The sequence below is a fragment of the Companilactobacillus alimentarius DSM 20249 genome, from assembly GCF_002849895.1.
Lineage (GTDB): Bacteria > Bacillota > Bacilli > Lactobacillales > Lactobacillaceae > Companilactobacillus > Companilactobacillus alimentarius.
The window spans coordinates 2125683-2151850 of sequence record NZ_CP018867.1 but is presented as its reverse complement, the minus strand read 5'-3'; the positions used below and the strand labels follow the sequence as shown (position 1 = coordinate 2151850).

Genomic DNA, 26168 nt, shown 5'->3' with positions numbered 1-26168 from the left:
ACGTAATGTTTAAAAACGATTGCGTACTTATGGTATAGATGCTGCTATTTTTTAAACTAAATTTATCCTAAAAATTTCATCATTTGCAACCAATTCAAGGCTAATTCTATCCACTTAGCAGTCCAAGAATTAAGATACTTCTTCTTTCCTGGTTTTTGCGTAACATAAGTTCCAAGTGCTAAGCCATGAATTCCTGAACCGAAGAGATGATATTCAACTGGGATATTCAACTCGTTCATTCGGTCAACATATTTAATCGTATTAACGACTTTAACTAGTTCATCGGTCTGTGTTTGCCAGACAAAGGCTGGTTTGGAATTTTCATTTAACAAATCTTGAGCTTTCCACAAGGATTTATCTTCTGTGATTTGGTGTAACGCCTTATCATCATCAGGAAAGCTGCCTTTTATAGTCATATCAATGACTGGATAGCCTAAGATTACTGCGGCATGTTGTCCGTTATATTGTTCTAATCCATACTTCTTACGTAACAGTTCATTAGTTGCAACGCCGTTATAAGTTGCCACGATGTGTCCTCCGGCTGAGAAGCCAACCAAGATAATTTTACTCTTATCAACGTGGCGTGACGCAGGTTGTTTAGTGATCCAGTCTATTGTTTTAGCCAATTCTTGCAAAGCACTTGGATAAACCGGACGATCTTCTATCAATTGGTATTCCAATACGACTGCATGCATTCCGTATGAATTGAATCTTAAAGCTATGGGTTCTTCTTCTCGCTCGGAGTGGAAGGTAAATCCACCTCCTGGACAAATAATTACTACTGGATAATCAACGTTTTGCCCAAAATCATCGACTTGATCTAGCCAATATCCTTTAACTTTGAACTCGTGATCAGAGATAGTGAGATTATAATCCTTAGTTTCCATTTTTCTTCATATCTCCTTAGGCTTCTTAAGCCATGTTTAGATTGATATTCATCGGATCGGATTTTTTGGCCAACATTTTGTCGGTGAATCCAAAGAGATAAACTAAAAGTACTGAGATTAAAAGTGTACCATAATGTGAAATTAAATAGCCATAGAAATTACTGCCAATTCCTACTCCTGGAGTAATAAAGGCTGGAAAACCAATCAATGCTCCTGACAAAGCGTAGTTGTTAACTTTCAAGAATCCTGTCAAAGCACCACCGATGGCACTGGAAATACTTGCAACAATAAAGATTCGCTTATACTTCAAATTTACACCGTACAGTGCAGGTTCAGTTACGCCACAAAAGGCTGAAATGGCGGCTGCTAGAGAAACTTCTTTCAACTTCTTATTCTTTGTCTTCAAAAAGACTGCTAATACGGCACCACCTTGGGCAACCATGGTGATTGAAAGAATCGAATTGATGTAGCTATGTCCATTCGTCGCAATATCATTGATAACGATAGGAATAAGTCCCCAATGCAAGCCAAAGATAACCATCGCTTGATAAACGCCCCCAAGTACAAAGCCTGAAAGTGTCGGACTGAAACTATAGATAGAAACTAATCCATCTGATAGTCCCTTACTTAAAACGGTAATAATTGGACCAACGCCAATAATAATTACTAAACTTAAAATCAAAGCTTCTAAAATTGGTACGAACACACTTCTAACGTATAGCGGTATTACCTTTTTTAAGAATTTTTCAACACATTTACCCAACCATGCAGCAACGATAATTGGGAAAACTGATGATGTATATGAAACTAATGTCGTCGGAATCCCTAAGAAACTAGTGCTAGCTGTTGAAGCTTTGCTGGCTAATGTAACGATACTAGGATAAATAATAATTCCACCAACAATTCCTAAAACAATCGGGTCAGAGCCTAATTTCTTAGCTGCAGTAAACCCTAAGATAATTGGCAAGAAGTAAAATGTTGCATCGCCAATCGAATTCAAAATAACATAAGTTCCACTCGTGGTAGATAATACTTTGAATCCTGTCAAAGCGGCTAAGATACCCTTTAAAATACCGGAACCAGCTAAAATACCAATAATAGGAATCATTGAGGCAGTTAAAACGCCAATGAAATTGCTGATACCACGTTTAATAACAGACCACGGATCGTTTTTTTGATTAGCTTCTTCAGTCGTCTTTTTAACAGCTTCAGCTGTGGCATTATCGTTGGTAAATTCAGGACCAATTTGTGCTATAACGGCGTCATAAACATCCGTAACGGCTTGGCCAATCACAACTTGATACTGTCCGCCAGCTTTAGCGACACTAATAACGCCATCAAGATTTTCAATCGCATTATCGTTTGCCTTAGAATCGTCTTTCAAATAAAAACGTAATCTAGTTATACAGTGAATCAAACTGTTAATATTCTCAGTTCCACCGACATTTTCTACAATATCTGCTGCAAGTTGATCATATTTACCTGAGCCGACTTTTTGAGGTTTCTTATCAATCAATTTCTTAATCGAGGCAACCGCAACAGTCGATCCCGCTGTGATATTCTGATCAAATTCTTTTGTCATCAATTGCTGTAAAATATCTTTACTATTAGTGATTGCTAAAATGACGGTTTTTTGTTTTCCAGCATCCGTAATTTCCTTTAAATCCATCTTAACAACATCTTGACCCATTTTGACTCGGTCACCTTGCTTAATTAAGACGGTAAAAGGTTCTCCTTTAAGGTCAACGGTATCAATTCCTAAATGAACCAATACATCTGCTCCATCAGGAGTTTTTATCCCAAAAGCATGCTTAGTTTCTGAAACAAGTGTCACTGTTCCATCAACTGGAGATACGACTTTACCATCAGTAGGCTCGATAGCAAATCCTTGCCCCATCAGTCCTTCTGAAAAAACAGGGTCTTTAACTTGTGAAAGTTTCATAAACTTCCCATCAACAGGGGCCGCTAGTGAAATCAATACTTGATTATTCATAACGCTCAGTCCTTTTTAATATAATTCCATTATTTGATTACGCTTACATTATAATAGCTACGTTATAGTCTGTCAATATTTATTCGAATAAATATTTAATTTTAAATCGAACACATTATATTGTGCCATAAATCTATCCTTAAAATTTATTCTCAGCTTTCCGCACCATGAGGTATAATATCAAGATCCATTTATTAATCCAATAATTAGACTTCTAAGTTACAAACATCTACTATTATTGAGACATATCTAGCAATTTTTAAGGAGAATTATAATAGTGAAACGCAAATCATGGATATGGCTGCTAATCTTAACCTCAATCGTACTTATTGTTACTAAGAATCCGAAAGTTATCCCTAACTTACATAGCCAAATAAAGGAGACTACTGTTAAGGTTCAACCATTTTTATACTCACTGAAAGCATCACTCGATAATAAATTAAGTGGTAAAACTAAAAGCAGCAATCAAAAACAGGTCAGTAAAACTGCTACTCCTATCGAAGATCCACTGAAAAACGTTACGATTTCTAATACCTACTATTTCCACTTCAAAAAAAATGTTCCTCAATCAGTTAGAAATTCATTCACCAAAGCAGTTAATACCTATAACGACACAGGTGTCGTCCGTTTGATACCGGGAGAAAAGCAACCAAATAAGAATAGTATTACTTTCTTTATCTATCATAAAAAAATTCAAGATATTACTTCGAATACTGTTGAATTGGGTAATGGTGGTCCATCCTCATTAGTCATCAACCACTATGCAATAAACAGTGGTCAAGCAGGACTCAATCTGACCTATCCTAATCTTGCCGTTAAGGACTCTGTGGCTGTTCATGAACTTGGTCATGCCTTGGGGCTAGCGCACAGCTCAGATAGACACTCCGTCATGTACCCCGTTGATCAAGGTGAATCTTCCCTATCCCGTGGCGACATTGAAGGCTTAAAATCAATTTATCAAAACTAAAAGCAGATCTAAGTATTTTCCAAGAAAATATCCAGACCTGCTTTTTTAATTCAAATTTTTATCTTTACCCTCACGAACGCTCTTAATCCAACGAGGCGAATAACCAAATTCCAACGAAATCTCCTGATTAGTCATCCCATTCAATTGTCCTTCTCGGATAGCCTTTTTCAAAGCCACACGATCGTACATTTTCATCGGCAACTGTAATTGAGTACCTCGAAATAAGTTATATATTTTGATCAGATCTTCTTCCCCAACAATGTCATACAGAGCTTTATATGTTGGATGCAACATATTGTAATTTAATTTACTACGCATTTTTAGTCCCCTTACAGAAATGTTTTTTTCTAACATCATTAAAATATCAAAGATGGTATGACACTAAAAATACGTTATACATGCAAGATTACATACACTAAGAAGTGTATTTTACAGGGAAAACAGAGTTATATCTAACATTTTATCAAAGCTATCACGCGACAATATTTTCTGATTGCTAAAGCGATCATTTCCCACATGAATAATTTCACCAACAATTAAATTTTTCAACATTCTTGAAATAATTAATTGATATTTTGAATCTTTTATTAAAGGCTCTAATAAATCATTCAAAATGTGATCAACTACTAAAAATCTGCTATCTAAATCTTTGTCATGAGTTTTCTTTGTTGGAATACTCAAAATCTGTTGCGTTACCAAGAAATGACTTAATGAAAACTGGACACTGACGTGAGCAAAAGCTTTTAAGGCCTCTTTACCTGAAAGGCCCATTAAATCAGCTTGTAATCTCTGAGTCAATCGATCATAGAAATGGTCAGCAATGGCAACTTTTAAAGCTGTCACATCGGGATAGTAATTATAAATTGCTTGAGCACGCGTCCCTAAGAGTCTACTTAATTTAGTGAAGGTCAATGTTTCTTGAGTATTTATTATTTTTATTGCAGCCAAAATAATTTTTTCTTTCGACAATGTACGTACAGTCAATTTACTTCCCCCTTAGTCGACTTCATTTTAAACAAATGATGTATCTGCGACAATTGGGGACCACTACTAATTTATTTAAGCTTTATTTTGTAATTGAACCTTAGCAAGATGTTCCCTTCTAAATAAGTAAAGTAAAATCACAATAACCAAAATAATTAAAATCATGGCTGTCAACATAATGCTGTGTATCCCCTGAAAGAAGATTCGTCTCATTTCTGGAATAAGATTTTCAGGCAAATACTTGGCATCAGCCGCATTACTCAATTTATTCATCATAGCCATCGTTATATTACCGTTACTATGTTTAACACCGTTCATCAAAGCAATATTTAAAATAACCCCATAAATAGAAGACATAAAGGTTTGACTGAGGATTCTTACTAAATAAGCAAACGACGTCGAGATTGGAACATCCCGAGTATCGACATCAAATTGCACGGCAATCAACAACGCATTAAAGTAAATACCGACACCAAACCCTTCGAAGACTCCCATGATCAAAAGAAAGGTATAGCTAGCGGTTTGCTTGGCTAAGAACAACCCTAAGAAAGAAATCAAAAAGGCAACTGTTCCGATACCAATAATGTCATAACGACTCAATTTTCTTTGAATCAGTGGCTCTAATTCAGAACCAATAAAGTTAGAAATGGCTCCTGGAATCTGTGTCATTCCTCCAATTAAAGCACTCAACCCCATGATACCTTGAGCCCACATAGGAATATAGATATTGAAAGCAACAAATGAGCCCCACAATAATGCAAATAAAATTAAATCAATTACTAACTTCTCATTTTTGAACAAACGATTAGGAACAATTGGATCGTCTACTCTACTTTCAACTCGAGACATCCAAAAGATCAACACCGCTCCAATAACGATAAACAATAGAGTCATAAAAATAGAAGAAACTCCTAAGAGCTGAATTCCTACAAGGATTGAAGACAAACCTAAGACCATCAATATGGCGCCACGATAGTCGACCTTAGCATGATTGAGCGTCTCTTTAATCTTGAAAAAGAAAGCAATAATTAGAATCGACAGCAACGCTAAAGGCAAGTTAATGTAGAAGACCCAATGCCAACTGAACGTATCAACAATCCAGCCGCCAATCAGTGGCCCAATAATGGAAGTCCCACTGAATCCAGCTGAGGCAATCCCAATAACCTGTGACCGACGCTTAATATTCTTGAAAATCTGGGAATAAATAATAAATGGAATAGTGTTCATTCCACCAGCCCCAATTCCCATCACACTTCTAGCAGTAATGAACCAAATAATATTTGGAGCCAGTCCTTGGAACAAAGCTCCAATCATGAAGACTATCGTCGCCGTAATATAGGCCACTTTGTTTCCACGCTTTTCACCAAATTTACTCCATAACGGTGTTGAAACGGCCATCCCTAACAAAAATATGGCTACGATCCAGCCCATGTATTGAATACCATGCAAATCACTAATAATTGCTGGCAAAGCAGTATTAATAATTGTCGCATCCAGACCAGCCATCATATTCGATAAAACTAATGCAAAAGTAACTAAAATTTTTCTATTTCTACTCATATCCTTACTTCTTTCCCCTAGTTCAACAAAAAATAAGACCTACACAAATGTGCAATGTCTTACCTTTTTGAGCATGCAAATATGATATTTACTGAAAACAATTCTCTACTTTCCAATTATAGACTTAATCATTTAAACGTACAAATTGTAATGGTATAATATGAAGAACATACGTTTGCATAGTTAGGAGAAATTTCATGTCACAAGACAGAACATATATGGCAATTGATTTGAAATCATTTTACGCCTCAGTCGAATGCATCGCCCACAAATTGAATCCACTCAAAGATAATTTAGTTGTTGCCGACAATTCACGGACTGATAAAACTATCTGTTTAGCCGTTTCTCCTGCACTGAAAAAGTTCGGTGTGCCCGGACGTCCCAGATTGTTTCAGGTGGAACAAATGGTCTACAAATTAAACCGCGAGAAGATGATTAAAGCTCCACATCATCGTTTAACAAAATATGCTTCAATTGATCGACAACATCTATTAAATTCTCCCACTCTAAAAATTGGTTACAAAGTTGTTAAACCTCGCATGAATTTCTACATGAAGAAAAGTGCAGAAATTTATGGAATCTATTTAAGGTTTATCGCCGCAAAAAATATTCACGTTTACTCAATTGATGAGGTCTTAATGGACGTTACCGACTATTTAAATCAACACGACATTTCCGCCCACGCTTTGGCTAAAACTATCATTCAACAAATTCAAGCGGAGACTGGTATTACCGCCACTGCCGGTATTGGAACCAATCTTTATCTAGCCAAAGTAGCGATGGATATCGTAGCCAAACACATTCCCGGTGACCGCGATGGCGTAAGAATTGCTCAAATGAACGAATTCCAGTATCGAAAATTACTCTGGGCCCATCAACCCTTAACTGATTTTTGGCGTATAGGTCATGGATATTCAAAACGTCTGGAAAAATTAGGTTTAAACACCATGGGAGATATTGCTCGATGTTCCTTAGGGACCTTATCTGATAAATTAAACGAAGAAATCCTCTATCATGAATTTGGCAAAAATGCTGAATTATTGATTGATCATGCCTGGGGACACGAAACAACGACTTTAAATGATATCAAAAATTACCATTCCGACAACCACGGCATCTATTCCAGTCAAGTTTTGACAAAACCTACTTCTTACGCTGACGGGTTAAAAATAGTTCGTGGCATGAGCGACAATCTGGCGCTCGACTTAGTTCAAAAGAAACTAGTTACCAATCGTGTCGGTTTAATCGTTAATTACGATATTAAAAGTCTCCAACTCGACAACAGTTTTAATGGACAACTAGTTACGGATTATTATGGTCGCAAAACGCCCAAGCCCGACCATTCCCACTTGAAAATGGAATCCTTCACCTCTTCATCGAATGAATTACGCAATATTTTTAGGCAATTGTATGAGAGTACCACTAACGATAAATTATTGCTTCGTAGAGTCACTTTAACAGCTAATAATTTAATTGATGAAAAAGATTCTCAGAAGCAAATTGCCTTTAAACAAACCGATTTATTTTCCGATACTCATCAAGAAATTATTCAAGAGCATAATTCACAGACTAAACGTAAGCGTGACCGCAAAATTCAAGAAACCATTTTAGAGCTACAGAAAAAATTTGGCAGTCGCAATGTTGTTTTAAAAGCGTCGGATTTAGTAAAGGGATCAACGACGATTGAACGAAATAATCAGATTGGGGGACACCACGCCTAATGGATGAGAAAAAGCTAATCGAACAACAAATTTTCAATGATACTTCAAAGTACCAAGACATTATGAACTTGCCTTATCACGTATCTAAACGTCACTTACCTATGGCTCAGATTGATCGGGCCGCTCAATTTGCTCCCTTTAGTGCTTTAGATGGCTTTAATAGCTTGATCAAAGAAAAGACTAAAGATTACACACGCAAAAAATATAGCACCGCAGACGATGAAAGAAAGATTATGCACCAGTTACATTATTTGCAAAATAATCCTGTCAAAGTCGATGTCAATTACTTCAATGACGAATCAGGTTATTACGAACATCTTAAAGGATATCTGCAAAAGATTGAACCTCAAAAAGGACGTGTCAGTTTTAATGAAATATCGATTGTCATCGTTAATATTCGTCAAATAAAAATAGACAAACACAATAAGTAAAATCACTTATCACGTTTGCCTTAATCTTATTTATCTTCTTCTAAAGTGCCATCACGCATTACGAAGACTCGGTCAGTGGCTTTTAAAAGTCTCGTGTCATGTGTAATCATGATAACGCCCTGATCTGATTTATGGGCAATTTTAGCTAGCAATTCCACCACTTGCTCAGCACGTTTCGTATCCAAACTGGCAGTCGGTTCATCCGCCAAAATAATGTCTGGGTTATTATATAACGACCTAGCAATGGCAGCCCGTTGCCTTTCACCACCAGACAAGTTACTAGGATAATTATTAGCAACTTCTTGTAAATCCAGCATTTCTAACAATTCATCTGGACTCATTTTCTTCTTTGACTTATGAGTAAACTTGTCAACAAGCTTGAATTGTTCTCGAACCGTCAAAAAGGGAATCAAATTAGACGCTTGAAGAATGAAGCCAAATTTATTAAATCTTAAATCAGTTTTCTCTTTGGAATTCAATTCTGTCACGTTACTGCCATCAATCCAAATCTCTCCGGAAGTTGGTGTCTGTAACAACCCTAAAATAGTTAACAGAGTCGTTTTACCCGATCCAGAAGGTCCGATAATGGCCGAAAATTCACCCTTATTTAAAGTGAAATTAGTCTCGTGTAACGCTTCAACTAAAGTGTGACCAGATCCATATTGCTTCACAACATCTTTTACTTCTAATAAACTCATTAGACTAACCTCCTTCGATAGCTGATAATGGATCAATTTTTAGAACTTTGCGCATTGATAACGTCCCACCTAGCAATGCCATAATGACAATTGCACCAGTCAAGAGACCATAAGCTGGCCAATTACTATAAAATGGTACCGTCTTCGGTAAGATTAATTGAGTTGCTGCAATAGCTAACAATGCTAAACCAGAACCAATAACTGTAAGAATAAAGATTTGATAAAACAGTGCTGCAACAATCCGAATCGTCCGAATACCTTGTGCTCGCATCACGCCATACAGACTGATTTTTTGAATTGTAATAATATACATGAAAATCCCAATAATCAGGAACGTAATAATGATCATTGCTCCAATCATAAAGGCAAAGACATTAATCTGGGCTGTATATCCTGGAATATGATTGATTAAATCAGGAATAGTTATTTGTGATAATCCAGATTTTTTAATCTTTGTCTTATCACGAATAACTAGAGCACTAATATTTTTCGTATCAGCAGACCCATACTTCAAAGTCCTGAAGGTATCTAGATTCGTAAAGATAATCGGAACCGTAAAGAAACTATTATCTTGAGTTAAACCGACCACTTTATAAAAATCTTCACTACCATTAATCTTAATCTTAGAATTTAACTTGATTTTGTCATTTTCCAGTTTCGAATCGGCAATAACTTCCCGATCGTTTTTAGGCATTCTTCCAGAGATTAACTTAGGACTGATGAAACTCTTCCAATTAACACCAAAAATATTAGTATTAATTTTCTTATCAGATCCCTTAAGCTTACTAACTACCGTCATTTGGCCCAAAGGTACAACATCCTTACTCAACTTACCTTGATATTGTGGTTGAGCAATATTAGAGACTGTCAAACTCTTATTCGAGTAACTAGAAACCACGACTGATTCAGCGTTCCACTGCTCAATTGCCGTTTTATTCCCCCGAGCTAGACCCACGGCTAAACTGGTTAAGAAAAATACCATATAACTGATCAGAAAAACTGTGAAAACAACCAAAAGATATCTCATTTTGTTATGCATTATTTCCTTAATTGCTAAAAACATAACTTCACCCCGTTTTCTTTAGTTAACATTTGATAAATGAAATTAACTAAATTATCAACTAAATCACATCTACATTATGTAAAGCCTAGCATTTCAAAGTTAGTTCTACAATTTATTAAGATACTACGTAAAACAATATATTTGCTCATACGCTTACAGTCATCTAGAATATTCCATTATAATACTGTTTTTAATGGAAGGTTATTTTATGGCTAATAATGAAAACAAAGTTTCCGTTTCAAAGTTAAGTACCCAATCGCAACAAAAATTGGAAGAGATTCGTCAACAACATCATCTGAAAACTTTAGACGAAGCAATGAAATACATGCTCGATTTTACAAAAAAAAGTAGACCCTAGGGTCTACTTTTTTACTGCATCAATTATATAATTTTCCATTTTTTCTGGCTTTGTAACGGGGGCAAAACGCTTAATCAATTTACCATCTTTACCAATTAGAAACTTAGTGAAGTTCCATTTAATACGACCATTACCAGATTGGTCTTTTAAATACGTAAACAGTGGATCTTCGTCCAATCCATTGACGACCACTTTCCTCGTCATAGGGAACGTAACGCCGTAATGCATCTGACAAAAATCACTTGTTTCCTCATCGCTGCCCAATTCTTGGTGAAATTGATTAGACGGTAATCCTAAGACTTCGAAATCTTGATTATGATACTTATTGTATAACGCTTCAATTGCTTCCAATTGCGGCGCCAATCCACATTTACTAGCCGTATTGACTACCAATAGAACTTTACCTTGATAATCTCTAAAGTTAATTATGCCACCATTCATTTCAGTCTCTTGAAATTTGTAAATTGTTTCCATTCGATACCGCCTTCCTCAATTTTAATAATCGGCATTTTATCCAATTCACTTTATTATACTAGAAAATTTATGGAAACAACAAAAGTAACGATTAATTATTTTCCTTTTTATCAATTCGATGAATCATATAGACCAAAACTATTGCGATCAATAACAAAACCAGTGCTGTCATATAGGCAAAGTGCATTCCACTCAAAAACCAATTGGGATGTTTACTTGGATAATCGGCGATATTCTTTCCAGCTTTGACACTCATTCCGTAGTACAAACTAGTTGTCGCTATACTGACACCGATCCCCATACCGAGATTCCTAAATAATGCCGCTAAACTACCAGCAATTCCTTGATATTTTTGTGGTGCATACCCCATAATCATCGGATTATTTTGGAAACCACCATTTCCGATACCCAAGAAGAGCAACATAAACGTAAATAGAATTAAATTATCATTCCCAGAAACCCAAATCAGGAAAATAATTGGAATTGCATAAATAAAGAGATTAAATATCGACACACTAGCGGCGTTATATTTATCCGTAAAATAACCAGCAATCGGTGCGGCGATAACATTAGCAAAAGGAATCGCCATCATGATAAGTCCTGTTAAAGAGGTGCTTAACGAACGAAAATCTGTTAGATAAAACGGCATTATAACGTTGGCATAATAACCAACTGAAAAGACAATCAATGCACTGACTAGACTCAACGTTAAACGTGGAATCTTGAAAATTTTCAAATCTATTAATGGCGATTTGATATGTTCTTCCACATAGAAGAATAATAACCAAAAGACCACACTGACAGCGAAAGTTAATAGAACCACTTTATTCAAAAAGCCGACATCCTGTCCCATAAATATCCCCACAAAAAATGTGGCGATAGCTATCGAATAAGTGATTAAGCCTGTCCAATCATAAGAAATGGTCTTAACCCGACGATGTTCCTTTGGAAACATGAATCTTCCATAAATATAAACAATAATTCCAATAGGAATATTAATAATAAATATCCAATGCCACGACAAAACCCCAAGGATCAATCCACCCAGACCAGGTCCTGAGATATTACCTAGTTGTGCGATGATACTGTTGATACCATAGGCTCGACCACGTTGACTCATGGGAAAAATCATTGCAATAATCCCAATATTAGTCGCCATGCTCATACTGGCACCGATACCTTGAACGATTCGCCCGAATAATAGAATTGATAAAGACGGACTCAAGGCACAGATCAAAGAACCAATCGTGAAAAATATTGTTCCCATTTGAAAAATTTTAATATACCCAATTTGATCCGCCATTCTTCCCCAGAATAGTAACAACATACAGATCATAATCAAGTAGACCGACACAATCCATTCAGCCCGATTCATCGGTACGTTTAAATCTTTTGTTAAACTAGGAATTGCCACATTGACAATACTAGCGTCTAGCAATTGCATGAACGACATGAAGCTCGTCGCAAAGAGCGTTAAAATATTGTGCTCACTTTTCATAATTAAACCTCGCTAAAAAATATACCTTTTATTTTAGGCTAATCCTTAAATCACTATCAACCTCAAATCAAAAAATAAGGCTATGTAATGATTAATTTTCCCTTACAAGAAAAAACATTACATAACCTTATTTCATATATCGGTAACTTTGATTCCCGCTTGTTTTAAAATTTTACTTTCGATACCATGTTCTAATTCCTTATCATGATGAATCGGAACTGGCAGCGTTACATTCGTTACGGGATTATACATCTTCAAATGCGATCCATTCTGTGACTTCTTTACAAAACCATGTTGTCGTAATATTTTAACAATCTTTTGGGGTTTCATCGCCATAGATAATGCCCCCTCTCAATACTTCTATTGTACACAAAATTTAGTCAGTACTAAAATAATAACTTTATTAAATAATCTAATTTGCTTTATACTTATATTAAGTCGGAAGTTACGAGGTATTCCTTTGCAAAAATTATTTACATTTAACAATCAGTTCATAAAATGGCTATTCTACTTACTATTCACTATGACCTTTATCTTTGCATTAACGTCCTCCAATTTAATCTTAGGAGATAATAAGGTTACCAAAATTGGAACAACCGGGTTTACAACGATAATTTTATTCATATTTGCTCTAATTGGTTTAGTTCTTTATCTAAGTCCTAAATCCAGAAAATTCGTTCATCTCATTTTTATAGATAAAAGTAAGATCACTTCTGCTCTTTGCTTAGTAATTGCCGTGATTACTCAAATTTGTTTTATCCTGTTAGTCCATTCAGGAATTGGCTTCGACGTCAGTGGCGTTCATCAAGGAATGACGATGCCTAAAAATATTGAAATAATCGGGTACTTTAGTGTCAATCCTAATAATTTGGGACTTCTTCTCTTCCAACTTTTCTTCAAAAATATATTTCATACAACATCTTGGACCTTTTTTCAATTTATAACGATGGTCTTGGTAGATTTATCAGCACTATTCAATCTTTTAAGTATTTCTATTATTGATAAATCAAAATTGGCCTTAGGAATGTATATTCATTCTCTTTGGTTGATCGCTTTTCCCGCTATTATCGTCCCTTATACTGATACTTGGGTAATACAATTTGTTGCTATTTATATCTTCTGTTACTGTGCGATTGCATATACGGACTGGAATAAATTTATAAAAATATTTTTGGTAATAATATTAGGGATTTGTGTCAGCGCTGCCTACTTTATTAAACCTTCAGCCATCATCCCCGCCATTGCCATCGTAATTATCGAAATTAATCAATTGTTAAAAACAGAACATAAAAATTGGCTTTGGCTATTGATATTAGCATTTGCTTTTGCAGGTAGTCTTAGTACTAGCTATTATCAGATTAATAAAATTATTAAAAATCAAACATATATTCAGGTCAATAGTTTCCGTGCTAAGCCAATGATCCATTTCATTAATATGGGCTTATCTAATAGTGGGGGCTATAATGCTAAAGACTCTTTTAAAATGGTCACTCTAATTCATAAGAAAGACCGAATCAATTATTCTGTAAAATCAATCCACAAAAGATTACATAAGATGGGACCTGTCGGTTATTTAGCTTTTTTAGTAAAGAAACAAGGAAACAATACTTCTGACGGTACTTTTGCTTGGCTAAGGGATGGCGACTTTGTACCCATGAAGCACTCGCCTGCTAAGCATGGATTCAAAGGTAAAGTACAAAACTTCTTCTACCTGTACGGTAATAATGTGGGCGACTTTCGTTTCTTAACTCAGATTTGGTGGTGTATTTGGCTAGGTGGTATTTTCTTTGCTTGGAAAGATAATCGTAAGATTACTCAAGCAATGCGTCTTTCAATCATCGGTGGATTCATTTTCTTACTAATTTTTGAAGGTGGTCGCAGTCGTTATTTAATTCAATTTCTGCCTGCATTTTTAATTTTACTAACCTTTAATTTTGAAATATCACTCAAACAACTTAAGTCGTTTTTTATTTGGAAATAATTTGTGATAGCAATCATATAGAATTATAATTAAATTAATAGGTATCAAACTTCATGTATGGGGGGAATGCAATAATGAAAAACAAATTAATGATCTTCCTTATAACCGCCTGTACCTTCTTAACATTTAGTTCTCATAACGTCCAAGCTCAAGGTAATAATAACAATGAATCTGGTGACCTAGGAATCAGCATTGATGGCAAATTCGATGACTGGTCCGACAAAGATAAGCACCCTATGAAAATAAAGGGCGACAATGACAACATCAAATACGTCTCCCTTTTAACTGATAGTAAAAATATTTACATGTATGTCTCGATGAATCCTAAATTATCTGGAGGCTATACTAATTTCCAACCTTCCGGATACACTTTATCCGTTGGTGGAAAGGTTTTTTACGTCAGTTTTAATAATAATCAAACTGTCAATTTGAGTTTAAATGAGAGTAAATCCGTCCCAACAAACGTCTATGGAGCTGATGGATCCAATAAGAATTTAAATGATCTCACTTATGTTAATCGCCAAAGTATCAATCAAAAATTGGGTGATGGGAGTTCAGTAAAGGGAACGAGTTATCGCTTTGAAGCTAAGATTCCCTTCAAAGATTTACACAATGTTTCTAACACTGAAGGACAAAATATTAAATTAGAAAATGCCAATTTATGGACTGGATCAGTTCAAGCCTCCGGCGGCAGTACTGGACCTATTCTTTTAGCAAGCGCTGGCTTCGTGATTGCACTTGGTAGCGTCATACTAAACCTAAAGAAACGGAGATTATCATGAGTATTTACTTAATTATCGGAATAGTGCTTTGGTTATACTTAGTTTCAGTTTTAAAAAGAGCTCACGTTCCCGCCTTTTTATTCATAGTGGGAACTGCGGGGCTCTTTTTTATTTTGATTGGTTTCAGTAACCCCTATTGGGTCTGGTTTTTTACACATTCAGTCATAAACGGCGTACGTTGGTTTGGAAATCTGACCGGCATGAGTTCCGTTATGAATCATTACGGTTTGATCAGTATCAACAACCCTACCAATCCACTTACGATGACAATTGATTATGAATGCTCAGGAGTAATAGAAACCATGGCGTTTATTAGCATTGTCGTGTTCTTCCCCATTTTTAATCGCTATGAAAAAGCTTTCTTCGGTATTTTTGGAATACTTTGGATATATTTAAGCAACGTTTTACGATTAGCAATTATCATTACCATGGTTCACTTCGGTGGTGGACAAATATTCTATTTGGCACACTCTATTGTTGGTCGTGTTATCTTTTATATATTAGTTATCATATTATATTATAATGTTTTCACTTATTCACAAATATCACATAGTTTATATCAAAATTTCAGGTCTCATTTTAAAAGGAGGTCTCAATCATAAGTTATTGGTTAAATTTAACAATTTTTAAAATGGGATTTTGGCTCACTTGGGCTTTGATTCCCATTGTGGTTGAAATAATCCCGTCCGTAGTCTCAAGTTTTCGGATTCTAATTCAAAATATGCATCCTAAAAATATGACAATGCCTGCTAAAATGCCGATGATATCGGTTTTAATTCCAGTTCATAATTCTGAAAAAACGCTTTTTAACTGTATCAAATCAATCCACGATTCAACTTATCCTAAAGAGTTGATTCAAGTAGTTCTCGCTGATAATCAAAGTACCGATGATAGTTTTCAAGTCTTTGCTCATGCACAAAATATTTTCTCCGATATGAACTTACGATTGATCCACACTGAAAAAGGCAAGGCTGAAGCTTTAAATGCGGCACTCTACGGTGCAATTGGAACTTATATTATCAATATTGACAGTGATGGTGTCCTGGAAAAAAATGCTTTAATGAATATGGTTTTACAATTTGAAAATGATTACGACGTCGCTGCTTTGACTGGAAGTATCCTACCCCAAAAAGATTTGCTAAAAAAACATGGATCACTGTTACGGTATAACGAATATTTTGAATATGCTCAAGCATTTTTATCAGGTCGCATGATTGAATCTAATAATAATCAATTATTTACCATGTCTGGTGCCTTCTCAGCTTTTAGAAAAGAAGCTGTGATGAAATCCTTTCTCTATGATATCGACACTATCGGTGAAGATACGGATATGACATTTCAAATCAGACAACGCATGAAGCAAAAAGTCGGATTGTGCGCCAATGCTTTTTTCTTCATCGAACCAATTAACAATTTGTCCGAATTATATTTGCAGCGACAACGTTGGCAACGTGGCGAAGTCGAGGTCATTCACGAATACTCGCAGCAATTGGAGATGAAAGAATTCTTCAAAAACTTTATGGTCAGACGCTTATTAATTGACCATACCTTTCTTTTTCCTAGAATGATCTGGTTATGCGCTAGTTTGGTACTTCTCTTTTTCCGTTATTCGCCAGTCATGATGGGAATGTCATACCTTATTATCTATTTACTTTATATCTTCGTTGAATTACTCAATTACATCTGCGTACTAGAATTATTACGACAATTTCCTTCTGAAAAAAAGTTTTATCGCAAACAATGGTGGGTAGCTATCACCTTTCCTTTTTACAATTTCATCTGTTCGGGAATTAGACTAATTGGAATTATTAACAGTATGACGACCAAATCTGGATGGAATTCTAAGCCTTTTTCTACAGAAAAGAAACAAATTCTCAATATTATTAAAAATGATTTTAAACGTAACAAAAATGAGGAACATAAAAATGAATAAATATTATCATACCTATAAAATTAAATATTACGTTAATGCCAGTCATGCCATGCGTTGGAAAGATGGCGAAGGTAAACAACATAATCACACCTGGGAAATAATCTGTGAAATCCATAGTAAAGGCGACCACATGATTGTTTTCAACGATATTGAAGATGAAATGAAATCAATCTTTAATACTTTTTCAGGTAAATTCTTAAACAAATTACCTTACTTCAAAAAGGTCAATCCTACAACTGAAAACGTGACTGTCTGGTTATTCAATCGTTTAACTCCTGTACTGGAAAAACTAGATGCCGAATTGGTTAGAATTGAAGTCGGTGAATCCCCCACTCGCTCTTATTGTATTGATATTAGGCACTAAACAAGATTCAGTTAGTGATAGTTTAGTCAAATAAAAGTAGCTTTTCCGCTTAAAAGCTAAAAAAAATACGACCATACACAAAAGTGTGCGGTCGTATTTTTATAACTAATCAAAAATTAGTTAAGCTTTTCTTTACTTACAACTTTAAGATCTTTGTCCAAGTCATAAACAACTGGTTCGCCAGTAGCCATTTCAACATTCATGATATCAGCATCAGAGATGTTTTCAATGTACTTTGTAAGTGCACGTAGTGAGTTACCATGGGCAGCGATGATAACGTTCTTGCCATCTAACAACTTAGGAGCGATTTCATCTTCCCAGAATGGAATTACACGTTCCAAAGTAACCTTAAGGTTTTCACCACCAGGAATAATTCTTGGGTCAAGGTTTGCGTAACGACGATCGTTAGCAGCTGAACCTTCATCAGTAGCTTTCAACAATGGAGGTAATGTATCGTATGAACGTCTCCAGATATGAACTTGTTCATCACCGTATTTTTCGGCTGTTTCTTTCTTGTTTAGACCTTGAAGTGCACCGTAGTGACGTTCGTTAAGTCTCCATGTCTTTGTTTCAGGAATCCATAGTTGGTCACAGCCTTCAAGAGCATAGTGCAATGTCTTGATAGCACGTGTCAATACTGATGTATATGCTTGATCAAATTGAATACCTGATTCTTTAAGAAGTTTACCAGCGTTTTGAGCTTGCTTTACACCTTCATCGCTTAGGTCAACGTCAACCCAGCCAGTAAATTGGTTTGATAAATTCCATTCACTTTGTCCGTGACGAATGAAAACTAATTTTGCCATTTATATGATCCTCTTTTCATTTCATTAACAAAGTACATTTTACACGATATTGGCAATAAAAAAAAGAGAGTGACACCCAAATTACCCTAAAATAGCAATTTTTGGCATCAATCTCTTCAAATAAATTTTATTATCTATTTCACTCTTTATAAATTGGTGTTTCGAGTTCTTTTAAAGTTGTAATATCTAATTTTGCCTTAGCGTTTTTATTCAAGTAAGTATTCACTTGATCACTACCAGCCATGACTGCTGTAACCTTGTCAGTTCCTTCAATCAAATCAGATATCCGCTCAGCATTTTCACTCTGTTTCATAACAATAGGGATGATTTCAATGCCACTGCTCCGAAGTCCCAATAGTTTCTTGTAATACTCAGAATTAATTGAAACAAAGACTGTCGCATTATTTTGTCTGAGAGCTTGATTCTTAAGCCACCAAACGATTAAATCTTCATCATTGTCAAATGTACTGATAAGTACGTTACCCTCGCTAAAGAGCTGAATATATGGCTCATCCCCGGTATAACTCTTAATTAAGACTAATGTTCCATCTTGACGGTAGAAGTTTTCGCGGACAACTTTATCAGGATCGCGATGATCATAAAATTGTGTTGCAGAAATGACCCCGTTCACATCAAAGATATCTCGACTCAAAACTTGGTCATCTTTGTAATGACGGATAATCTGTAACTGATGGTTGCTGTTTCTTGAGACTTCCATAACCAACTTATCACTTGAATCCAAAATCTTATCAACCTTATTGCTGACGTGTTGGACACGATAATCAGCATCAAATGGGATTTCGGCTGGCGTGATTGGAACATTTAAGTTACGTCCTTGCAATTCGTTGTACATATTCAACAAGTAGGCATTGCCATCGACGAAACCAGCGTCTTGATAATTCATCCAAGTAGAATCAATCTGGTCGTTATAGGTAACAGAAATGGCATTGATCAACAATCCTCTATCAGACATCGTTGTCGTGAGCTGTTGCCACATTGCGCTGGTATCCTTGTCAGGATTAGCCATCAAGTCGTCGACAAAGAAAAAGTAATCGTTGTTGGGGTCCATGTAGATTTCATTGGCCATTTCGTCAGTGTTGAACCACTCTTTCAAAGACTTATTGACCTCATTAATGCGTTCCGTTGCTTGCTTTCTTTCATCGACTTGATCGCTACCAACAGTGCGCAAAATATGATTGCAGTAACTCCGATCTGACAATAATTGACTGCGCAATTGCGACTTCAAATCAGCACTTTGATTTAAAGTATCTTGCAAACTTTGCTCGGTAAATTGCCAATCGTCATTACCAGATTGTGTTTGAACTGGCTGTTGTTGGTCAAAATAATAGTTTGTTCCATTATTAGCATTATTGTTAAAATTTTGATTATTTGGTGCAAATTGCGTCCCCATATTCGGATCATTATTGAATTGATTTTGATTGGGATCGAAATTGCTTTGATCCGGTTGCGGATTTTGATAAGAAGAATTATTCTGATTAGAATAATTATCATCGCTGTCTTTCTTTTTTCTATCAAAAAATGACATAACCTAATCTCCTATCTACGTCAGTTAGTTACTCTCATTATATATGACAAGTTCTAATTAAACTCAATTATAACGATTTCTTTAATTTTATTCTCTTCTTTTTGGTATTCTTAGTAATTGAATGTACTCCCAAAATATCTAAGAAGAAAACGAAGATTGGTATACCAATAATCAGACCCCAAGTTCCAATCAATTCCTCTGAGACAATCAAAACTACAAAGGTAAAGAAAATTGGTAAATGCGTCATACTCGACATAAATTGGGGGTTCAAGAAGTAAGTTTCGATCAGATGGATTATGATAATCATCACGACAATATAAATAACATAACGGATACCGCCAACCGTGTAAGCTACGAAACTCAATGGAATCATAGAAATTATCACTCCGGCTACTGGAATCAATGACAAGATAAAGACCATTACAGCTAAGGCAATGATCCCCGGCATCTGCATGAACAACAACGTGATAGTTGTCAAAGCTGTATTGACGATGGCAATCATCAACTGTGCTTCTAAAACGACCCCAAAAGTATTCACAAATTTTTGTCCATAGTATTTCAAGTCAGAAAACACCCATCCATACTTGCTATCCAAAAATTGTCTTCCAAATGAATTCATCTGTTCAACTTGACTAGAATAGAAGAAACTCAATAGAAATGAGATGACAATGTTGAATCCGACGGCCCCAACACTACTAATGTAGTTAACTACCTGCGTAATAGCACCTTTGATCTGACTATCTAAATTGATTTGTTGCAAATAATTATAAATCACATTCAAATATGGATTCGAGCGAACTTCCTTACTTTCATAAAATTTCTGCAAAGAAGAAAACATCTTAGCTGTTTGACTAATCAATTGTGGTACATAATTGGCAATCACGAATACCAATAGTGCGATGATAATCAGATAAACTGGCGTGATAACCCAAATTGGCCTCACTCTTGGAAATTTCCTTTGGACTAAACGAACTAATTGAACCGATAGAAAAGTAAAGGTAAAGGTTAAAAGAAATAAACTCATCATCCCACGGAACAAATAAATTAAAACGATAACTAAAACTAATAAAGTGAATCTTCTTAAACGTTTGTTATCGACGAACTTATCATACAAACTCATATAAAACTCCTCACATACACATACTTAACGAAAAAACGAAATCCATCCCTAATAAAGTCAACAATGAATAACGATGATACCAGATGATTGCCGTAAATTCTCTGAACATGGCTGGTCGTTTTAGCAACGTAAGAGTTTTCGCTGATGCTAACTGAACTTTTAATCCTAATTTTTTAGCATGCCATTTAGTTCTAGGAATATGGTAGTCACTTGTTACTATGATAACCCTTGGACGAGTATTTTTTTGCCAATCCTGATGAATTTCAATTGCTGAATATTCCAAATTTTGAACTGTATTGATCGCTTCATCTTCTATTAAGATAACATTTTCTGCAATTCCTTGGGACAATAAGTACTTTTTCATCAATTCGGCTTCTGTAACATCCAAGGTTACAGAACTTTTGCCTCCAGTGACGATAATCTTTGGTTTCTTATCAAATCTCTTATATAAACTAATTGCTTTGTTCAATCGCTCAATCAAAATAGGAGTTATATGCTGACTCATACACTTATTTCCCAAAACAACTAGGTAATCAGGTTGTTTAGCCGCTGGTAAATTTTTCAAGTCGTACTTCAATTGATACATGTAACCCAACATGATAACCAAAAGGATCAAGTCAATTGTCGCAAAATTGAATGTATAGGCTCTGACATATTTATCTAAGGTAATTGTAGAAATAGCATAGAAAAGCGTAATTGTTATTACCGATACGCCAATAGCAAAAATTGGTAAGCGACTGTAAGCATATCTCATGTTGTAAATAATAATTATTTCAATAGCAGTTACGATTAGCATTAATAATAAGTTCATTTTTCCCCCAAGCTTAATCTAAGCTGAATTTTAATTTCGGCACTGTTAAAGAAAAGTCCTTTACTAAAGTCCAAGTTACGGTAGTTGAATCCTTATCTGGCTGTTTCAAAAGAAATAGTTTGTTATCCAATGAACCATAAATTAAAAACTTGCCCTTAGTAGTCGTTACAGCTGGTCCATTTTGTGAATAAGCCGCCGGTGAAACCAAAAACATGTATTGCATCAGTGGTTGCTTACTTCCATTGACACTAATTCCCTGATAATCAGATGGCTGTAGATTGGTCCCATACTTAGCACCAAAATTTACCTTTATCTTGCCAACTTTTTTATCATTATTATCGGAAATCGCACCCACCAACTGCATTAAATCAGCATTTGATGTCAATGGATTTTCCTTATAGTTCTCATAATAGGACTTGGTTTGACTGATGGCATCTCTTAAACTAGTTTGCTCGGTATTTGATTCAGTTAAGAGATTAGCATTCTTATTCGTCTGCCCATCTTGGACTCGAACCGTATAATCGCTGGAATAGAGGTAGAGTTGTTTATTATCTTCTTCAATTCGAATCTTTGAACGATTGATCTGATTGCCAGTCGATTTAGAATCAACTTTCAAATTAACGCTTTGTGGCAAAAGCTTATCTGTATTCTGACCGTGATAGTAGTAATCAATCGTCAAAAGATTCTTCGCAGTGAGATATACTTTGCCATATAAATTCTGCACTTGACCACTTTCTACTACAGTCTTCATCACGACTTTACTATCAGTTTCTTCGGCTAGTCTCTGCGCGGAGTGTTCCGTCAAGGTCATCTGATAAGTGCCATTTTGATTAATCGTTAAATTGCCATCTGTTCTTCGATAGTCGATAATTGTTGAAAAATTATAATTACCTATCATCGAATTATTGCTCGTTAACGGCTTAGCATTCGTAGTCACATCGACAATATGATCGGGTAATTGATTAGCAGCAATTGTCTGAGATTTAGCTTGCTCAGTAACATTAGTTGTAGGCTTATCAAATTTAGTTATATAAGCTAATTTGTAAGTTTCACCGCCTGACTCAACGGAATAGCCCTTCATATGTTTGCCATAAACGTTTTCATGATAAGTCTTCAAAATTTTCAAAGTCAGATACTTCTTGGCCGTCTTGAAGGTAATCGTGCGACCGTCTCGATTCAAAACATACTGTGGATTATTGAACTGACTGTTGAAGCGATTGATTCCGACTTTGCCATTGATGTTAGATACATCTTTGACTTCTGCACGCTGATTTTTTAAAAATTTTATTGAAACAGTATCATTTTCTCCTTGGTCCTGATACAGATACCAAGTCTTGTTACTGGAAACTAACTTCTCAGTTTCCTTAGCCTTACATCCTGAAGCTGTAAGAAAGAGACACAAAATACCGAGAACCATTAAAATTTTTTTGATCATATTGTTTATTCAATGCCTTTCCGAAGACAATTATACAACTTTTAGACTATCCCCTATTATTGAATAATGATAGCAAAAAAAGACCCGCTTGACAGCGTGTCTTTTATAATATTTTATTATTAATAAGATTATGCTAAAGGCTTAATAATTTGTGAAACTTTATCTTGTGGTACCCATTCGTTGGTAGCAACACGATAATATTTCACACCATTAATATCTTTAGTTTGATCAGTTTGCCAATCGGATCCGTTAGACAATGCACGGTTAGAAATCTTACTCATTGTTCCGTCATTATTCAACTTATACAAGATAACATATGACCAATCAGTAGCCTTAACACGAATAATTCCGTTAGTGTTATTTGAATTAGTATTACTATTATTGTTTTCACTACCATTATTAGTAGTTGAACCATTTGTCTTCAATTGATTGTAATACTTGCCAACTAGATCGTAGAATTGATCCATGCTGTAGCCCCATTTAGCAAAGTAGCCAACTGGATCAGTATGTGATGTTTCACCATACATTCTAGAAACTTGATCATGTGATACGACTGTCTTACCTGGTGTAAATGGCAATCCATATTGAACTAATCTAAAGGCTGTATAGTAAGCTTGGTTAGCCACAGATCTAGCAAATTGGTCAGTTGTGTTAACTTCACACAATTCAACTTGGATATACTTACTATTAGCTGTTTGACCAGCTCCCCAAACACCATAATCGGCACTATGGATATTTAATATTTCCTTATCATCAACAAAAGCATGGACATATGTCTGAATTGTAGGCCATTCTCTATTGAAATAAGTTACTTCATTTTCAGCTGTAGCACCAGGTGTAGCAGTTTCGTGAATAACGACCCCTTCTGGTTTACCCACACCATTTTCATAACCAAAATATCTACTGAATGTACCAGTACGATATTGAATTGATACTGGTTGAATGTTGTTGTTATTAATGTAATCGTTAATTGCTGAAGTAGCAGCTTGGGCAGTTTGAACTTGGTTGCCAAATTGTGGAACCACTTGTCCAACAGTCGCAAACCCTACACTAGCAAGAGCAGCTGATGTAGCGATGCTCGTAATAATTTTTTTTGAGACCATAATATATAATTCCCTTCCCACGGTTAATTTCCTTAACCCATGAATTATAACAACCTTTGAGCCTTTTTTGACAAAAGTAACGAATCTGTAAACAGATAGTAAAGTTCACTGTTGTTCCATTTCTCGTAATTTTTTCAAAAGCCTATCACGGCGGTACCTCAAATTACGTGTCGAGGTATTCTTACACTTAGCCAATATCGAGAGTGGTCGGTTCTGAATGAAATGTTCCTGCAACATTTCTCTCTCTAAAAGAGTTAATTTTTGCCAGTCAATGAAATCAAGCATCGCCGAACTTTCATTTTCAGGTACCCGTTGAAAATCGAATTCTTCTAAAGAATGGAAATCATGATATTTCTTCTCCTGACGCAACATATCAGTCAACCGCCACACCAATTTTTGAAAAATATAAGGCTTAATTCTTCCTAAATCCCCATCACGCCGACAATAATCCACATAAGTTTGAGCATAAATAATCGTTGCCTCTTGAAAATAATCATCATAATCAAATCGAGTCGGATAAATATGAACTCGTTTCAATACACCATGGATCAATTGTTGGTTCAACATAGCATTTTCAAATCCTGATTGTAATTCCATTGTGAGTCACTCCTAGTTTTACTCACAAGCGCTTGTGGTAGGACTAGAATAACTAATTTCCAATCAAATTTTTAGTTGCCAAAACTGACTAACCTTGCGGATTTTTCAAGGTATTTTAAAAAGAACACCCTATAAAAGGTGTTCTTTTTTGATTTTGGCAACTAATAAAGTTTTTTAGTTCTTTCTAAATTTTGAAGATAGAATTTCTCAGTCTCTTCTTTACCCAAAGACTCTATCCCTTGATTATCCAAAAGAAATTTTATGATGAGACGACAAACCATTTCTAGATCTTCTAGTAACCGTAATTTATTATAGGCTTTACAACGACACTTACTATATATTAAAAAAAGTTGTTCTGGAGGATAGTGCAATTGACAACCGCCTTGTTTGAGAAAGACTTCGAAAACCTTGATTGAGGCCTGAATCAAGAGACAGACGTCATGAATTCTCTTTTCAAAATCGCCACGAGGAAATTCTAACCAGATCTTATTTCCCTGCTTAGTGATGAAAAGAATCCTTTTGGTTTCAATCTGATAGAGCTCAATAAAATGAATCGCAATCCAATCAGTATTGCGACGACTAGCCCCAGTCATCGGCATATAGGCAAAACAATTGTTAATAAACGGTGTGTGATGGGTAATTCCAAAGTAATTCATTAAAAATTTAGCCATGGCAAAGCCCCAACCGTTAACTTCGTAAAGCTCATTCATTATTTGCTTGGTGCTTCTGGCGTCAGTGAAAATGCCATATTTCTCATGAAACACAATTGAATTACCTTCTACATTATTCTTGGAAACGTCGAAAAGTGCAATAATCTGGTTATCAACTGCGAACTTTTCGACACTGTGAAAAGGTTGTAAATTACTTTCTAATAATACGATTTTGCTTATTTCCATAGGCACTATCATATTAATTCCTCCAAGTTCCTAATTTACCCATCATTCACGGGTATGCTAAGAATATAACAGTAATCTACCATTTTAAGATATAGCTTTTGGGACTTTTTTTCGTAATTTTTAAAAGCAAAAAACGTCCTCTATCCCTTGGGACAGAAGA

27 protein-coding genes are annotated in these 26168 nt (G+C 35.5%); 9 read left to right on the top strand and 18 right to left on the bottom strand.

Features of this window, described 5'->3' with window-relative positions; translation table 11 throughout:
* Positions 1-62: 62 nt before the first annotated feature.
* Together LA20249_RS10255 and LA20249_RS10250 are read right to left on the bottom strand one after the other, a co-directional pair.
* Complete coding sequence (locus LA20249_RS10255) at positions 63-887, bottom strand: alpha/beta hydrolase (protein ID WP_057737549.1); 825 nt, start codon at positions 885-887, stop codon at positions 63-65.
* Between the two features lie 25 nt (positions 888-912).
* A complete protein-coding gene (locus LA20249_RS10250; RefSeq protein ID WP_057737551.1) occupies positions 913-2880 on the bottom strand; it encodes a PTS sugar transporter subunit IIABC in 1968 nt (655 codons plus the stop codon).
* Between the two features lie 277 nt (positions 2881-3157).
* Between LA20249_RS10250 and LA20249_RS10245 the strand changes: the two genes are divergently transcribed.
* Positions 3158-3847 carry a M57 family metalloprotease gene (locus LA20249_RS10245; protein WP_057737553.1) on the top strand — a complete coding sequence of 230 codons (690 nt, stop codon included), beginning with the start codon at positions 3158-3160 and terminating at the stop codon, positions 3845-3847.
* 45 nt (positions 3848-3892) lie between these two features.
* Here LA20249_RS10245 and LA20249_RS10240 read toward each other — a convergent pair whose 3' ends face one another.
* From LA20249_RS10240 to LA20249_RS10230, 3 genes are all read right to left on the bottom strand, one after another.
* Positions 3893-4165 (bottom strand): hypothetical protein, encoded by a 273-nt coding sequence (locus LA20249_RS10240; protein ID WP_057737555.1) that lies wholly within the window; start codon positions 4163-4165, stop codon positions 3893-3895.
* Between the two features lie 111 nt (positions 4166-4276).
* The gene (locus tag LA20249_RS10235; RefSeq protein ID WP_057737557.1) at positions 4277-4831 is read right to left on the bottom strand and encodes a TetR/AcrR family transcriptional regulator; all 555 of its coding nucleotides are present in this window, start codon (positions 4829-4831) and stop codon (positions 4277-4279) included.
* Positions 4832-4906: 75 nt separating this feature from the next.
* On the bottom strand, positions 4907-6391 hold the full coding sequence (locus LA20249_RS10230) for an MFS transporter (RefSeq protein ID WP_057737559.1): 1485 nt from the start codon (positions 6389-6391) through the stop codon (positions 4907-4909).
* A 197-nt stretch (positions 6392-6588) separates the two neighbouring features.
* On the opposite strand from LA20249_RS10230, the gene LA20249_RS10225 reads away from it, so the two are divergent.
* The gene (locus tag LA20249_RS10225) at positions 6589-8112 is read left to right on the top strand and encodes a Y-family DNA polymerase (protein ID WP_057737561.1); all 1524 of its coding nucleotides are present in this window, start codon (positions 6589-6591) and stop codon (positions 8110-8112) included.
* Positions 8112-8543 carry a hypothetical protein gene (locus tag LA20249_RS10220; protein ID WP_057737563.1) on the top strand — a complete coding sequence of 144 codons (432 nt, stop codon included), beginning with the start codon at positions 8112-8114 and terminating at the stop codon, positions 8541-8543. The genes LA20249_RS10225 and LA20249_RS10220 overlap by 1 nt, the downstream gene beginning before the upstream one ends.
* 26 nt (positions 8544-8569) lie before the next feature.
* Here the strand turns inward: LA20249_RS10220 and LA20249_RS10215 are convergent, their stop codons facing one another.
* Positions 8570-9241, bottom strand: a complete 672-nt coding sequence (locus LA20249_RS10215) for an ABC transporter ATP-binding protein (RefSeq protein ID WP_057737565.1) — start codon at positions 9239-9241, stop codon at positions 8570-8572.
* A gap of 4 nt (positions 9242-9245) precedes the next feature.
* Positions 9246-10304, bottom strand: a complete 1059-nt coding sequence (locus tag LA20249_RS10210) for an FtsX-like permease family protein (protein WP_057737567.1) — start codon at positions 10302-10304, stop codon at positions 9246-9248.
* A 208-nt stretch (positions 10305-10512) separates the two neighbouring features.
* On the opposite strand from LA20249_RS10210, the gene LA20249_RS11695 reads away from it, so the two are divergent.
* Entirely contained in the window at positions 10513-10662 is a 150-nt protein-coding gene (locus LA20249_RS11695; protein ID WP_157054428.1) for a hypothetical protein, read from the top strand.
* A gap of 3 nt (positions 10663-10665) precedes the next feature.
* Here LA20249_RS11695 and LA20249_RS10205 read toward each other — a convergent pair whose 3' ends face one another.
* From LA20249_RS10205 to LA20249_RS10195, 3 genes are all read right to left on the bottom strand, one after another.
* A complete protein-coding gene (locus tag LA20249_RS10205; RefSeq protein WP_057737570.1) occupies positions 10666-11136 on the bottom strand; it encodes a glutathione peroxidase in 471 nt (156 codons plus the stop codon).
* Between the two features lie 91 nt (positions 11137-11227).
* Positions 11228-12634, bottom strand: coding sequence for an MFS transporter (locus tag LA20249_RS10200; RefSeq protein ID WP_057737572.1), 1407 nt, complete (start codon positions 12632-12634; stop codon positions 11228-11230).
* Positions 12635-12766: 132 nt separating this feature from the next.
* On the bottom strand, positions 12767-12970 hold the full coding sequence (locus LA20249_RS10195; RefSeq protein WP_057737574.1) for a type II toxin-antitoxin system HicA family toxin: 204 nt from the start codon (positions 12968-12970) through the stop codon (positions 12767-12769).
* A 124-nt stretch (positions 12971-13094) separates the two neighbouring features.
* Between LA20249_RS10195 and LA20249_RS10190 the strand changes: the two genes are divergently transcribed.
* The 5 genes from LA20249_RS10190 (at position 13095) to LA20249_RS10170 (ending at position 17694) form a co-directional block, all read left to right on the top strand.
* Positions 13095-14615 carry a TIGR03766 family XrtG-associated glycosyltransferase gene (locus tag LA20249_RS10190; RefSeq protein WP_057737576.1) on the top strand — a complete coding sequence of 507 codons (1521 nt, stop codon included), beginning with the start codon at positions 13095-13097 and terminating at the stop codon, positions 14613-14615.
* Positions 14616-14689: 74 nt separating this feature from the next.
* Positions 14690-15397, top strand: a complete 708-nt coding sequence (locus tag LA20249_RS10185) for a Firmicu-CTERM sorting domain-containing protein (RefSeq protein WP_057737578.1) — start codon at positions 14690-14692, stop codon at positions 15395-15397.
* Positions 15394-15999, top strand: coding sequence for an exosortase family protein XrtG (gene xrtG, locus LA20249_RS10180; protein WP_057737580.1), 606 nt, complete (start codon positions 15394-15396; stop codon positions 15997-15999). The genes LA20249_RS10185 and xrtG overlap by 4 nt, the downstream gene beginning before the upstream one ends.
* Positions 15996-17330: a TIGR03111 family XrtG-associated glycosyltransferase gene (locus LA20249_RS10175; RefSeq protein ID WP_057737582.1), complete on the top strand. Its 1335-nt coding sequence runs from the start codon at positions 15996-15998 to the stop codon at positions 17328-17330. The genes xrtG and LA20249_RS10175 overlap by 4 nt, the downstream gene beginning before the upstream one ends.
* Complete coding sequence (locus LA20249_RS10170) at positions 17323-17694, top strand: 6-carboxytetrahydropterin synthase (protein ID WP_057737584.1); 372 nt, start codon at positions 17323-17325, stop codon at positions 17692-17694. The genes LA20249_RS10175 and LA20249_RS10170 overlap by 8 nt, the downstream gene beginning before the upstream one ends.
* 116 nt (positions 17695-17810) lie before the next feature.
* On the opposite strand, the gene LA20249_RS10165 is transcribed toward LA20249_RS10170, so the two are convergent.
* The 8 genes from LA20249_RS10165 to LA20249_RS10130 all read right to left on the bottom strand — a co-directional run bounded on the left by LA20249_RS10165 (position 17811) and on the right by LA20249_RS10130 (position 26020).
* Positions 17811-18500, bottom strand: a complete 690-nt coding sequence (locus LA20249_RS10165) for a 2,3-diphosphoglycerate-dependent phosphoglycerate mutase (RefSeq protein ID WP_057737587.1) — start codon at positions 18498-18500, stop codon at positions 17811-17813.
* Positions 18501-18639: 139 nt separating this feature from the next.
* On the bottom strand, positions 18640-20046 hold the full coding sequence (locus tag LA20249_RS10160; RefSeq protein ID WP_057737589.1) for a hypothetical protein: 1407 nt from the start codon (positions 20044-20046) through the stop codon (positions 18640-18642).
* Between the two features lie 67 nt (positions 20047-20113).
* On the bottom strand, positions 20114-21166 hold the full coding sequence (locus LA20249_RS10155) for an AI-2E family transporter (RefSeq protein WP_057737591.1): 1053 nt from the start codon (positions 21164-21166) through the stop codon (positions 20114-20116).
* A 10-nt stretch (positions 21167-21176) separates the two neighbouring features.
* Positions 21177-21977 (bottom strand): YdcF family protein, encoded by an 801-nt coding sequence (locus LA20249_RS10150; protein WP_057737593.1) that lies wholly within the window; start codon positions 21975-21977, stop codon positions 21177-21179.
* Positions 21978-21990: 13 nt separating this feature from the next.
* On the bottom strand, positions 21991-23412 hold the full coding sequence (locus LA20249_RS10145) for a hypothetical protein (protein WP_057737595.1): 1422 nt from the start codon (positions 23410-23412) through the stop codon (positions 21991-21993).
* A 128-nt stretch (positions 23413-23540) separates the two neighbouring features.
* A complete protein-coding gene (locus LA20249_RS10140; protein WP_057737597.1) occupies positions 23541-24515 on the bottom strand; it encodes a peptidoglycan recognition protein family protein in 975 nt (324 codons plus the stop codon).
* 105 nt (positions 24516-24620) lie between these two features.
* Complete coding sequence (locus tag LA20249_RS10135) at positions 24621-25112, bottom strand: sigma-70 RNA polymerase sigma factor region 4 domain-containing protein (RefSeq protein ID WP_057737599.1); 492 nt, start codon at positions 25110-25112, stop codon at positions 24621-24623.
* A 161-nt stretch (positions 25113-25273) separates the two neighbouring features.
* Entirely contained in the window at positions 25274-26020 is a 747-nt protein-coding gene (locus LA20249_RS10130; protein WP_057737601.1) for a hypothetical protein, read from the bottom strand.
* Positions 26021-26168: the final 148 nt, after the last annotated feature.

Coding starts and splice junctions, on each gene's coding strand:
- LA20249_RS10255 (WP_057737549.1), bottom strand. CDS start 887: ATGGAAACTAAGGATTATAATCTCACTATCTCTGATCACGAGTTCAAA.
- LA20249_RS10250 (WP_057737551.1), bottom strand. CDS start 2,880: ATGAATAATCAAGTATTGATTTCACTAGCGGCCCCTGTTGATGGGAAG.
- LA20249_RS10240 (WP_057737555.1), bottom strand. CDS start 4,165: ATGCGTAGTAAATTAAATTACAATATGTTGCATCCAACATATAAAGCT.
- LA20249_RS10230 (WP_057737559.1), bottom strand. CDS start 6,391: ATGAGTAGAAATAGAAAAATTTTAGTTACTTTTGCATTAGTTTTATCG.
- LA20249_RS10225 (WP_057737561.1), top strand. CDS start 6,589: ATGTCACAAGACAGAACATATATGGCAATTGATTTGAAATCATTTTAC.
- LA20249_RS10220 (WP_057737563.1), top strand. CDS start 8,112: ATGGATGAGAAAAAGCTAATCGAACAACAAATTTTCAATGATACTTCA.
- LA20249_RS10215 (WP_057737565.1), bottom strand. CDS start 9,241: ATGAGTTTATTAGAAGTAAAAGATGTTGTGAAGCAATATGGATCTGGT.
- LA20249_RS10210 (WP_057737567.1), bottom strand. CDS start 10,304: ATGTTTTTAGCAATTAAGGAAATAATGCATAACAAAATGAGATATCTT.
- LA20249_RS11695 (WP_157054428.1), top strand. CDS start 10,513: ATGGCTAATAATGAAAACAAAGTTTCCGTTTCAAAGTTAAGTACCCAA.
- LA20249_RS10205 (WP_057737570.1), bottom strand. CDS start 11,136: ATGGAAACAATTTACAAATTTCAAGAGACTGAAATGAATGGTGGCATA.
- LA20249_RS10200 (WP_057737572.1), bottom strand. CDS start 12,634: ATGAAAAGTGAGCACAATATTTTAACGCTCTTTGCGACGAGCTTCATG.
- LA20249_RS10195 (WP_057737574.1), bottom strand. CDS start 12,970: ATGGCGATGAAACCCCAAAAGATTGTTAAAATATTACGACAACATGGT.
- LA20249_RS10185 (WP_057737578.1), top strand. CDS start 14,690: ATGAAAAACAAATTAATGATCTTCCTTATAACCGCCTGTACCTTCTTA.
- xrtG (WP_057737580.1), top strand. CDS start 15,394: ATGAGTATTTACTTAATTATCGGAATAGTGCTTTGGTTATACTTAGTT.
- LA20249_RS10170 (WP_057737584.1), top strand. CDS start 17,323: ATGAATAAATATTATCATACCTATAAAATTAAATATTACGTTAATGCC.
- LA20249_RS10165 (WP_057737587.1), bottom strand. CDS start 18,500: ATGGCAAAATTAGTTTTCATTCGTCACGGACAAAGTGAATGGAATTTA.
- LA20249_RS10160 (WP_057737589.1), bottom strand. CDS start 20,046: ATGTCATTTTTTGATAGAAAAAAGAAAGACAGCGATGATAATTATTCT.
- LA20249_RS10155 (WP_057737591.1), bottom strand. CDS start 21,166: ATGAGTTTGTATGATAAGTTCGTCGATAACAAACGTTTAAGAAGATTC.
- LA20249_RS10150 (WP_057737593.1), bottom strand. CDS start 21,977: ATGAACTTATTATTAATGCTAATCGTAACTGCTATTGAAATAATTATT.
- LA20249_RS10145 (WP_057737595.1), bottom strand. CDS start 23,412: ATGATCAAAAAAATTTTAATGGTTCTCGGTATTTTGTGTCTCTTTCTT.
- LA20249_RS10140 (WP_057737597.1), bottom strand. CDS start 24,515: ATGGTCTCAAAAAAAATTATTACGAGCATCGCTACATCAGCTGCTCTT.
- LA20249_RS10135 (WP_057737599.1), bottom strand. CDS start 25,112: ATGGAATTACAATCAGGATTTGAAAATGCTATGTTGAACCAACAATTG.
- LA20249_RS10130 (WP_057737601.1), bottom strand. CDS start 26,020: ATGATAGTGCCTATGGAAATAAGCAAAATCGTATTATTAGAAAGTAAT.